9 protein-coding genes (1 of these 9 only partly in view) are annotated in these 11568 nt (G+C 65.2%); 3 read left to right on the forward strand and 6 right to left on the reverse strand.

Annotation, left to right across the window (positions count from 1 at the left end; genetic code table 11):
- Positions 1-157 precede the first annotated feature (157 nt).
- Entirely contained in the window at positions 158-1078 is a 921-nt protein-coding gene (gene metF, locus JQ592_RS10670; RefSeq protein WP_211402815.1) for a methylenetetrahydrofolate reductase [NAD(P)H], read from the forward strand.
- A 6-nt stretch (positions 1079-1084) separates the two neighbouring features.
- Positions 1085-4924: a methionine synthase gene (gene metH, locus JQ592_RS10675; protein ID WP_211402816.1), complete on the forward strand. Its 3840-nt coding sequence runs from the start codon at positions 1085-1087 to the stop codon at positions 4922-4924.
- A gap of 353 nt (positions 4925-5277) precedes the next feature.
- Here the strand turns inward: metH and JQ592_RS10680 are convergent, their stop codons facing one another.
- A complete protein-coding gene (locus tag JQ592_RS10680) occupies positions 5278-5907 on the reverse strand; it encodes a glutathione S-transferase family protein (protein ID WP_211402817.1) in 630 nt (209 codons plus the stop codon).
- A gap of 143 nt (positions 5908-6050) precedes the next feature.
- A complete protein-coding gene (locus tag JQ592_RS10685; RefSeq protein WP_211402818.1) occupies positions 6051-6353 on the reverse strand; it encodes an ArsR/SmtB family transcription factor in 303 nt (100 codons plus the stop codon).
- A 63-nt stretch (positions 6354-6416) separates the two neighbouring features.
- Here JQ592_RS10685 and JQ592_RS10690 point away from each other — a divergent pair, with 63 nt between their 5' ends.
- On the forward strand, positions 6417-7364 hold the full coding sequence (locus JQ592_RS10690) for a threonine/serine dehydratase (protein WP_433996413.1): 948 nt from the start codon (positions 6417-6419) through the stop codon (positions 7362-7364).
- 285 nt (positions 7365-7649) lie between these two features.
- On the opposite strand, the gene JQ592_RS10695 is transcribed toward JQ592_RS10690, so the two are convergent.
- The 4 genes from JQ592_RS10695 to JQ592_RS10710 all read right to left on the reverse strand — a co-directional run.
- Entirely contained in the window at positions 7650-8243 is a 594-nt protein-coding gene (locus JQ592_RS10695) for a GNAT family N-acetyltransferase (protein WP_211402820.1), read from the reverse strand.
- A 248-nt stretch (positions 8244-8491) separates the two neighbouring features.
- The gene (gene glpK / locus JQ592_RS10700; protein WP_211402821.1) at positions 8492-9994 is read right to left on the reverse strand and encodes a glycerol kinase GlpK; all 1503 of its coding nucleotides are present in this window, start codon (positions 9992-9994) and stop codon (positions 8492-8494) included.
- Positions 9995-10285: 291 nt separating this feature from the next.
- On the reverse strand, positions 10286-11059 hold the full coding sequence (locus JQ592_RS10705) for an SDR family NAD(P)-dependent oxidoreductase (RefSeq protein WP_211402822.1): 774 nt from the start codon (positions 11057-11059) through the stop codon (positions 10286-10288).
- A 161-nt stretch (positions 11060-11220) separates the two neighbouring features.
- On the reverse strand, positions 11221-11568 hold the 3' portion of the coding sequence (locus JQ592_RS10710; protein WP_211402823.1) for a hypothetical protein. 249 nt of this gene lie beyond the right edge of the window; only the last 348 of its 597 coding nucleotides appear in the window; its start codon lies off the right edge, out of view; its stop codon occupies positions 11221-11223.

Consider the following 11568-nt stretch of genomic DNA (forward strand, 5'->3'; position numbering starts at 1 on the left):
TTGAAAATGGCAGAAAAATACCACACCATCTAACACAAGTGGGCGATTTCCCATTCCCAATGGGCTGTCGACCTTTCGGGCTTTGCCCTATCTTAGGCTCTCCCAATCTAGACCCGACGGCCGGCCAGACCTGGCGGGATCCTTAGCGAGTGGTGCCATGACTGACCTGACGACCCCTGCGACAGCCGACCGGCAAGACGGGCACCTGAAGCGGCCTGCGATCTCCTTCGAGTTCTTTCCGCCCAAGACCGAGGAGATGGAGCGCAATCTCTGGGAGACCATCAACCGGCTGGCCCCGCTCGACCCGAAATTCGTCTCGGTGACCTATGGCGCCGGCGGCTCGACACGGGAGCGCACCCACTCCACCATCACGCGCATCCTGAAGGAGACTGCGCTGCTGCCGGCGGCGCATCTGACCTGCGTCGGCGCCTCGCGCGGCGAGATCGACGAGATCGTCGACCGCTATCACGAGGTCGGCGTCCGCCACATCGTGGCCTTGCGCGGTGATCCCGCCGGCGGCATCGGCACGCCCTACTCCAGCCATCCCGACGGCTACCAGAGCTCCGCGGACCTCGTCGCTGGGATCAAGAGGCGGCACGCGGATATCGAAGTGTCAGTCTCGGCCTATCCCGAGAAGCACCCCGAGGCGCGCGACTTCGACGCCGATCTCGACACGCTGAAGGCCAAGGTCGATGCCGGCGCGACGCGCGCGATCACCCAGGTGTTCTTCGATAACGACTTTTACTTCCGCTATCTCGACCGCGTCCGCGCGCGCGGCATCGACATTCCGGTCGTGCCGGGCATCATGCCCATGCACAATTTCAAGCAGGCGCGCAATTTCGTCACCCGGAACGGCACCTCCGTGCCCGACTGGCTCGCCGCGAAGTTCGAGGGCCTCGATGACGATGCCGAGACGCGCAAGCTGGTGGCCGCGACCGTCGCGGCCGGCCAGGTGCAGAAGCTCGCCAAGCACGGCGTCGACACCTTTCATTTCTACACCATGAACCGCGCCGATCTCGTGTTCGCGATCAGCCATTTGCTCGGCATTCGCGCCAAGAGCGCCCAGAAGGCTGCGTAAGAGAAGATGACCGTACCCGTTTCTGCCAAGCGAACTGCCCTGCTGAACGCCGCGCGCGAGCGCATCCTCGTGCTCGACGGCGCCATGGGCACGATGATCCAGAATCTGCAGTTCGACGAGAAAGCCTTCCGCGGCGAGCGCTTCAAGAATTTCCATCGCGACCTGCGCGGCAACAACGACCTGTTGATCCTGACCCAGCCGCAGGCGATCGAGGACATCCACGCCGCCTATTTGCGCGCCGGTGCTGACATCGTCGCGACCAACACGTTCTCGACGACGTCGATCGCGCAGGCCGATTACGACCTCACCGACATCGTCTACGAGATGGCACGCGAAGGCGCGCGCCTCGCCGGCAATGCCGCACGCCGCGTCGAAGCCGAAGACGGCAAGCCGCGCTTCGTTGCGGGTGCCATCGGCCCCACCAACCGCACCGCCTCGATCTCACCCGACGTTTCCAACCCCGGCTACCGCGCCGTCACCTTCGATGATTTGCGCAAATCCTATGGCGAGCAGATTCGCGGCCTGATCGACGGCGGCGTCGATTTGCTGCTGGTCGAGACCATCTTCGACACGCTCAACGCCAAGGCGGCGCTCTATGCGATCGCCGAGATCACCGAAGAGCTCGGCATCGACATGCCCGTGATGGTGTCGGGCACCATCACCGACAAGTCCGGCCGCCTGCTCTCGGGCCAGATGCCGGAAGCGTTCTGGAATTCGGTGCGGCACGCAAAACCCATCACCATCGGCTTCAACTGCGCACTCGGCGCGGAAGATCTGCGCGCGCACATCGCCGATATCGGCCGCGTTGCCGATACGCTTGTGTGCGCCTATCCGAACGCCGGCCTGCCCAATGAATTCGGCCAGTATGACGAGACGCCGGAGTACATGGCGCGCCTCGTCGGCGAGTTCGCGCGCGACGGCCTCGTCAACATCGTCGGCGGCTGCTGCGGCACCACGCCGGACCATATCGCGGCGATCGCCGCTGCGGTCGGTCCGCACAAGCCGCGCATCGTGCCGGAGATCGAACCACGCCTGCGGCTCTCCGGCCTCGAGCCGTTCGTGCTGACGGACGCGATTCCCTTCGTCAACGTCGGCGAGCGCACCAACGTCACGGGATCGGCCCGCTTCCGCAAGCTGATCACCGCCGGCGACTACACCGCCGCGCTGCAGGTCGCGCGCGACCAGGTCGAGAACGGCGCGCAGATCATCGACGTCAACATGGACGAAGGCCTGCTCGATTCCGAAGCGGCGATGGTGACCTTCCTCAACCTCGTCGCCGCCGAGCCCGACATCGCCCGCGTCCCTGTCATGGTCGATTCCTCGAAGTTCTCGGTGATCGAAGCCGGCCTGAAATGCGTGCAGGGCAAGCCGGTCGTCAACTCGATCTCGATGAAGGAAGGCGAGGAGAAGTTCATCCACGAGGCGAAGATCGCCCGTCGCCATGGCGCGGCGGTCGTGGTGATGGCGTTCGACGAGGTCGGCCAGGCCGACACGTTTGCGCGCAAGACCGAGATCTGCAAGCGCGCCTACGACATCCTGGTGAACAAGGTCGGCTTCCCGCCCGAGGACATCATCTTCGATCCCAACATTTTTGCGATCGCGACCGGCATCGAGGAGCACAACAATTACGGCGTCGACTTCATCGAGGCGACGCGCTGGATCCGCCAGAACCTGCCCGGCGCGCACATCTCGGGCGGCGTCTCCAATTTGTCGTTCTCGTTCCGCGGCAACGAGCCGGTGCGCGAGGCGATGCACTCGGTGTTCCTGTATCACGCCATCAAGGCCGGCATGGACATGGGCATCGTCAATGCCGGGCAGATGATCGTCTATGACGACATCGATCCGGAGCTGCGCCAGACCTGCGAGGACGTCGTTCTCAACCGCGACCCCGGCGCCTCCGAACGGCTGCTGGCGCTCGCGGAGAAATTCCGCGGCAAGAAGACCGAGAGCAAGGAAGCCGACCTCGCCTGGCGCGAATGGCCGGTGCAGAAGCGGCTGTCGCATTCGCTGGTGCACGGCATCACCGAGTTCATCGAGCAGGATACCGAAGAGGCCCGCAAGAATTCCTCGCGTCCGCTCGACGTCATCGAGGGGCCGCTGATGGCCGGCATGAACGTGGTCGGCGATCTCTTCGGCGACGGAAAAATGTTCCTGCCGCAGGTGGTCAAGTCCGCGCGCGTCATGAAGCAGGCCGTTGCTTACCTGATGCCGTTCATGGAGGAGGAGAAGGCGCGCAACCTTGCCAGCGGCATCGGCACCGAGAGCTCCTCGTCCGCCGGCAAGATCGTGCTTGCGACGGTGAAGGGCGACGTCCACGACATCGGCAAGAACATCGTCGGCATCGTGCTCCAGTGCAACAATTTCGAGGTCATCGACCTCGGCGTGATGGTGCCGGCCGCCAAGATCGTCGAGACCGTGAAAGCGGAGAAGGCCGACATCGTCGGTCTCTCCGGCCTGATCACGCCCTCGCTCGACGAGATGGCGTTCTTCGCCGGCGAATTGCAGCGCGAAGGGTTCAAGCTGCCGCTGCTGATCGGCGGTGCCACGACCAGCCGCGTGCACACCGCAGTGAAGATCGACCCGAGCTATCGCGCCGGCCCCGTCGTGCACGTCAACGACGCCAGCCGCGCCGTCGGCGTCGCCTCCTCGCTGCTCTCGCCCGAGAAGCGCGAGGCCTATGCCGCCGAGGTCCGCGCCGAATACGCAAAGATCTCGGAGGCGCATTTGCGCGCGCAGGCCGACAAGAAGCGCCTGAAGCTCAGCGACGCCCGCACCAACCGCGTGCCGGTCGATTTCGCGAAGAACAAGCCGATGAAGCCGACCTTCCTCGGCATCCGCAGCTTCGACGCATACGACCTCGCCGAGCTCGTGCCGTATATCGACTGGACGCCGTTCTTCCAGACCTGGGAGCTCGCGGGACGCTTCCCCGCCATTCTCGATGACGCCAAGGTCGGCGAGGTCGCGCGCTCGCTCTATGACGATGCGCGCAAGATGCTCGACACCATCGTCAAGGAGAAATGGTTCCGGGCGCGCGCGACGATCGGCTTCTGGCCGGCGAATGCTGAAGGCGACGATATCGTGCTCTATGCCGACGAGAGCCGCACGAAGCAAATCGCGACACTGCACACGCTGCGCCAGCAGCTCGAGAAGCGCGAGGGCCGTTTCAATGCGGCGCTCGCCGACTTCATCGCGCCGGCGGGTGTGCCCGACTATATCGGCGGCTTCGTCGTCACCACGGGCATCGGCGAGGATGCGGTTGCCGACCGCTTCAGAAGCGCCAATGACGATTACTCCTCGATCCTGTGCAAGGCGCTGGCCGACCGTCTCGCCGAAGCCTTTGCCGAGCGCATGCATGCCCGCGTGCGCCGCGAGTTCTGGGCCTATGCCCCGGACGAGGCGCTGTCCAACGACGAGCTGATCCTCGAAAAGTACTCTGGCATCCGCCCCGCGCCCGGCTATCCCGCGCAGCCTGATCACACCGAGAAGGGGACGCTGTTCGCGCTGCTCGATGCCGAGAACACGGCCGGTGTGAAGCTGACCGAGAGCTTTGCGATGTGGCCGGGCTCATCCGTGTCCGGGCTCTATTTCGCCAGCCCCGAGAGCTATTATTTCGGCGTCGGCAAGATCGAGCGCGACCAGGTCGAAGACTACGCCGCGCGCAAGGGCATGAGTGTGGCGGAAGCCGAGCGCTGGCTCGCGCCGGTGCTCAACTACATCCCGTCACAGCAGGCCTTCGTGGCAACGCCGGCGAACGACGAGACGTCGAAAGACCTCGCCTCGCATCCGCCCGGCTGCACCTGCGCGGTGCATCTGGTCTGGCAGAAGAAGCGCGCGGGCGCGGGCTAGTCGCGCCTTCCAAAACAAAAATGCGAAAACAACCCCATGCACAGTAGAATGGGGTTGAAAGGATTGACGAATTTCGGTCTTGCCGAAACGGCCTTGCGGCGTCGGGCAAAACAGCGGTAATATTTCATCATCGCCCGTCGTCGTCGGTAAGGGAGCGCGCGCGCCACACCGTCGGTGTCGTCCTGGCGAAGGCCAGGACCCATACCGCGTGATCCATCGATCAGAAGCGATAGCAATACCGAACGACGAATCTTCGCCAAACTGCGCCCTGGGGTAATGGGTCCTGGCTTTCGCCAGGACGACATTGGAGAAGCAGCGCGTGCGCAGCCACTTCGCCATGACGGTTTCGTTGCTCATCCCTTCGGCGGGGCCAGCGGCTGCACGATTTCCTGGAATGGCGCCAGCGCGTCGCAGCGCTCGGCATGCGCTGACAACGCCGGATACCGCGCGGCATCGAACAGCTGCGGATGGGCTTCGCGGGTGAAGCGGACGACGCAGGCGACCACGATGTCGGCATGGCCGATGCGGTCACCCAGCCAGTACGGCGTCGTCACCTTGACGCGCTCGGCTTCCAGCACCTTCAGGACGTCGCCGATCTGTGCCTGGCAGCGCTCGACCCATAGCGCGAGCTGCTCCTTCCGCAGCACGCGCTCGTAGAGCAGGCTGACCGCCTTGTCGCCGAGACCGGAGGCGAGCGCGCAGATGCGCAGGTGCTTGCGCCGCCCGGCGCCGCTGCGCGGCAGCATCGCTCTCTCCGCGCCGACCAGCTCGTCGAGATAATCGAGGATGCTTGCGCTCTCGATCAGCGCCTCGCCGTCGTCGAGCACCAGCGTCGGCACGCGCCGCAGCGGGTTATACGGTGCAATCTTGTCGGCATCGCCGAAAGTCGACCACGGCTTGTGCTCGAAAGCGAGCCCGTAAAGCCGCAGCGCAATCGCGACGCGGCGGACGAAGGGGGAATCATATTGGCCGATCAGGAACATGGTTCGCGCTCTTCTGGTTCATTGGACAAGGCAGGGCCGATCAGTATCCTCGGGAAGAGCGGCGCGGCGCAAGGAAGATGTTGGACATGGAGCATTGAGCCGGATGCATCGGCGCGCTCGACAGCATCACGCGCACCGCGCGCTCAAAGACCGTCCCGGATCTCGCGCTTGATGGCGGCGATCGCGGTTTCGTTGCGCTTGTACATCGTCCACTGCTTGATCCGCTTGGCGCGTACCAGCTTTGCCGCCGTCAGCACCCGCATGTGCTCGCTCAACGTCGGTGCGCTGACGCCGAGCTTTTCGGCGATCAGCAGTCCGCAGACGCCGTCCTTGACCAGATCGCCATCGGCCTGCTCGCGGAAATGCTTTCGCGGATCCCGCAGCCAATCCAGGATTTGCAGGCGGCGTTCGTTGGCGAGCGCCCGCAAGGCGACGGCAAATTTCATTTAGCCATTTTGCTAATTACCTAATTGATGTCAACTCTCCCTTGCGCTATTCTGGATGGCATCATGACAGCGACAACGGACATCAATCGGGAGCGGATCGCGGCGACCGAGGCGGTCATTCGTCCGCATATCAGGCGCACACCGCTCATTCAGGCCGACCTCGCCGATTTCGGCCTGCCGGCGACACGCGTCACGTTCAAGCTCGAGATGCTGCAGCATTCCGGATCGTTCAAGGCGCGGGGCGCTTTCGCCAATCTGCTGTTGCGGCAGGTGCCGGAGGCCGGCGTCGTCGCGGCATCCGGCGGCAATCACGGCGCGGCCGTCGCCTATGCTGCGCAGCAGCTCGGCGTTCCCGCCACGATCTTCGTGCCCGATATCACCTCACCGGCCAAGGCCGAGCGCATCAGCGGCTATGGCGCAAAGCTCGTGATCGCAGGCAACCGCTACGCCGATGCCCTTGCCGCGAGCGAGGCGCATGTCGCGCAGACCGGCGCGCTTGCGATCCATGCCTACGACCAGGCCGAAACCCTGCTCGGGCAGGGCAGCGTCGCCCTGGAGCTGGAGCAGGACGCGCCCGACATCGACACGCTGCTGGTGGCGGTCGGCGGCGGCGGGCTGATCGGCGGCATTGCGGCATGGTGTGCCGGCCGGACGCGCATCGTGGCGGTCGAGCCGGAGCAGTCGCCAACCCTGCATGCCGCCTTCGCGGCCGGCGCACCGGTCGATGCGCCGGCCGGCGGCATTGCCGCCGACAGCCTCGCGCCGCGACGCGTCGGCTCTTTGATGTTTCCGATCGCGCGCTCCCATGTCGAGCGCGTCGTCCTCGTCAGCGACGAGGCGATCCGGCAGGCCCAGGCCGCGCTGTGGTCGCGCCTGCGTCTCGTCGCCGAGCCCGGCGGCGCAGCCGCGTTTGCCGCGCTGCTTTCCGGCCGCTATCGTCCCTCGGCCGGCGAGCGCATCGCGGTGCTGGTCTGCGGCGCCAACACGACGGCGGTGAATTTCGACAGCTAGTTGCAGGCGTGTAGCCCGCATGAGCGCAGCGACATGCGGGGACTTCTTGTGAGCGATTCCCCGGATATCGCTTCGCTCATCCGGGCTACGATGCCGTTACGTGTTGATGCATCGATTTGAAGGAGAAGAGCAGCACCACGCTCCGTCATTGCGAGCCAACGGGTCCGCGCGTGGCGCGGCCCGATGACAGGCTCCGCGAAGCAATCCAGAATCCTTCCGCGGCAAGATCCTGGATTGCTTCGTCGCAAGAGCTCCTCGCAATGACGGTGAGGAGGCAGCCGCACCCTATTCGATAATCGGCACATGCTTCGCCGCATCGCGCGGCGCCATGCCGTCGAGGCGTGGATCGTCGGCGATCTCGATCTGGCGGCGGAACGGGCGGAAGCCGGAGCGCTGGTAGAATGCGACGGCGGAGGGATGATCGAAGGTGCAGGTGTGCACCCAGACGCGGCGGACGTCGCGCGACCACGCAATTTCCAGTGCGCGGTTCATCAGGAAGCGGGCCGCGCCGGTGCCGATCAGCCTCGCGGTGACGCCGAAATAGACCAGCTCGCATTGGCCGGGCTGACGGAAATCCAGCTCCAGCAGGCCTTCGTCGTGACCGTCGACGGCCAGTGCATAGACTTCGACGCCCGGCGCGTGGATGATTGCGGCGAGCTCCGTGTCGGTCATGCGCGGACGCGAGAACCACAGCCACTCCTCGCCGACGCGGCGGTAGAGGTCGCGGTACCAGTTGGGCGCGGGGGCGTCGACCTTGCGCAGGGACCACGCGCCTGGCGGATCGGCGCGGCGCGCGGGAGGTGCGGTCATCTCCAGGTGGGTGACGACGGCGGCGATCTTGCCGGCGGGGACGTCGGAATAGCCGTCGGGGAGGATCATGGGATGCGTCCCTTTGAAGCTGAACGCCGGCCACACACTCCGTGTCGTCCTGGCGAAAGCCAGGACCCATTACCACAAGTTGGTCGTTGTTGCGGCAGGCTGGGGCCGATAGCGGTCCAAGGCAACTTGGCTCGGTGGTTATGGGTCCTGGCTTTCGCCAGGACGACGGCGGAGTTTTTGGATGCGCGTCATTCACCTCGGCGGCAGTGTGATCGCCTCCACTATTATCAGTGCGCGTTGCGCGCCCGCTATTCCCCCTCGTCGCTCGCGAGCACGCCCTTCACTGCCCTTGCCCAGCCGGCGAGCTTCCGTTCGCGCGTCGCTTCGCTCATGTTCGGCTTGAAGCGGTGCTCAAGGCGCCAATTGTCGGCGAATTTGGTCGGCTCGGGATAGACGCCGGCGTTGAGGCCGGCGAGATAGGCAGCGCCCAGCGCCGTGGTCTCCTGGATCACGGGGCGGTCGACGGGGGCGTTGAGGAGATCGGCGAGGCGCTGCATGGTCCAGTCGGAGGCAGTCATGCCGCCGTCGACGCGCAGCACGACGCTGGCGGTTTCGGAGCTTGGCCAGTCCGCGCGCATCGCGGCCCACAGATCAAACGTCTGGTAGCAGACGCTTTCGAGCGCGGCGTGGGCGAGCTCGGCGGGGCCGGTGTTGCGGGTGAGGCCGAACAGCGCGCCGCGCACGCGCGGATTCCAGTAGGGCGCGCCCATGCCGACGAAGGCGGGGACGAGATAGACGCTCTGCATGGAGTCCGACTGATCGGCGAGCGGTCCAGTCTCGGCGGCGTGCTTGATGATACCGAGGCCGTCGCGCAGCCATTGCACCGCGCTGCCGGCGACGAAGATCGAGCCTTCGAGCGCGTAGGTGCGCTTGCCCTCGAGCTGGTAGGCCACGGTGGTGAGCAGCTTGTTCCTGGAGACGACGGGCGTGGTGCCGGTGTTGAGCAGGGCAAAGCAGCCGGTGCCGTAGGTGGACTTCATCATGCCCGGACGGAAGCAGGCCTGGCCGATGGTCGCGGCCTGCTGGTCGCCGGCGATGCCGGAGATCGCAATCGTGCCGCCGAACAGGTCGGGCGTGCTCTCGCCGAAACGGGCGGAGGAGTCCTTCACCTCGGGCAGCATCGAGCGCGGCACGCCGATGATCTCCAGCAGTTCGTCGTCCCACTGGCCGGTGTGGATGTTGAACAGCAGCGTGCGCGAGGCGTTGGTGGCGTCGGTGGCGTGCACCTTGCCGCCGGTGAGGCGCCAGAGCAGATAGCAATCGATGGTGCCGAACATCAACTCGCCGCGCGCGGCGCGTGCGCGGGCGCCGGGGACGTGGTCGAGGATCCAGGCGACCTTGGTGCCTGAGAAATAGGGATCGATGATCAGGCCGGTCTTCTCAGAGATCACGGGCTCGCGGCCGTCCGCTTTCAGCTTCGCGCAGATGTCGGCGGTGCGACGGTCCTGCCAGACGATGGCGCGGTGCACGGCTTGGCCCGTGGCGCGGTCCCACACCACGGTGGTCTCGCGCTGGTTGGTGATGCCGATCGCGGCGATGTCCTTTGCGCTGATGCCGGCATGCTCGATCGCCTCGCGGCAGACCATCACGGTCGAGGTCCAGATGTCCTCCGGCTCGTGCTCGACCCAGCCCGAGGCCGGAAAGTGCTGCGGAAACTCCTGCTGTGCTTTTGCTGCGATGGAAATATCGCCGCGAAACACGATCGCGCGTGAGGAGGTGGTGCCCTGGTCGATGGCGAGGACAAAAGACATGGCGGCTTACCCTGGCGTTTTCTTGGCGTTTCCCTGATGGGGTCGTTGTGTCGGGCCAAAGGGAGCGGATTGGAGGCGGAAGGTCAATATCCCAGAGAGCGCCCCAAGCTCGCCGTCGTCCCGGCCTAGTGCGCTATTGCGCACGGGCGCCGGGACCCATAACCCCAGGAAGAAGTTGTAGAGCTGGCTGGTCACAACGAGTCTTCGCCAAACCACTTCCTGTGGTTATGGGTCCCGGATCTGCGCTTGCGCTTGTCCGGGACGATGCGCGGAGAGATCAGCGCCAACCCGCTACACCGCCGCCGTCGTCACGCCGCCGTCGATGACGATGGTCTGGCCGGTCATGAAGCTCGAGGCATCCGAAGCAAGATAGGCCACGGCACCGGCGATCTCGTCGGGTTCGCCGATGCGGCGCAGCGGCGTGGTGGCGGTGCGGCGCTTGAGCATGGCTTCGTCTTCCCAGAGCGCGCGGGCGAAATCGGTTTTCACGAGGCCCGGCGCGATGCAGTTGACGCGGACGCCTTTCGGGCCCCATTCGCCGGCGAGACTGCGGCACAGCGCGAAGTCGGCGGCCTTTGAGATGCCGTAGGCGCCGATCACGGTGGAGCCGCGCAAGCCCCCGATCGAGGAGATGATGATCACCGAGCCGTTGCCGCGCTCGGCCATTTGCGGGATCGCGAGCGCGGAGAGCCAGATGTTGCTCTTCACGTTGGAGCCCATGATCTTGTCGAAGGCCTCATCGGTGATGTCGAGCAGAGGGCCGTAGTACGGATTGACCGCGGCATTGCAGACGAGGATGTCGATCTTGCCGTAGTGCTTCGTGCTGCCTGCGATCAGCGCCTCGACCTCGTTCCTGCGCGCGATGTTGCAGGGGATGACGATGGCATCACCGCCGGCCGCGTTGATGCCGTCGGCGACTTCCTTGCAGGCCTCCGCCTTGCGCGAGGAGACCACGACTTTCGCGCCGAGCTTTGCCAGAAGTTCGGCCGATGAACGGCCGATGCCGCGGCTCGAGCCGGTGACGACGGCGACCTTGCCGGTGAGATCGAACGGGGTGTTTTTCATTGTTGTCGGCCTCGCTGCTTCCACTTGTTTCCTCGTCATTGCCCGCCCCGATCGGCACAAAGCCCCGGCCAAGCGTTGGCTTGGCCGGGGCGCGAGGATTGCGGAGAGTGTGGCTTGCGCTGCACCGTCTGTCGAGAGCAGACGGCAGCGTGGTGCGGCCGTCAGTTCTGGTCGTCGCCGAGCGCTGCGACAAGCTTGTCGTAATACTTGCCGACGAGATCGATGTTGCCCTTGTTCTCGATGGCCGGCGCCGGCGTCTTCAGCGCGGCGTTGAGCTCGTCGAGGGCTTCCTTCTTGTCCTTGGCCGGCATCTTCTTGTCGGCCTGGACCTGCGCGATCTGCGCCTTGATCACGGCTTCGGTGCCGACATATTTCTTGGTGGCGGGATCGAAGCCGCCGATCACCAGGCTGATGTTATCGACGACGTTGTTGTAGTCGTCATAGCCGGCGAAGCCGTGTTTCTTGGCGACGCCGTCGAGCTGGCCGATCACCTTCTGGTCGGGCGCGGT

The organism is Bradyrhizobium iriomotense (assembly GCF_018129405.1).
Taxonomy (GTDB): Bacteria; Pseudomonadota; Alphaproteobacteria; order Rhizobiales; family Xanthobacteraceae; genus Bradyrhizobium; species Bradyrhizobium iriomotense_B.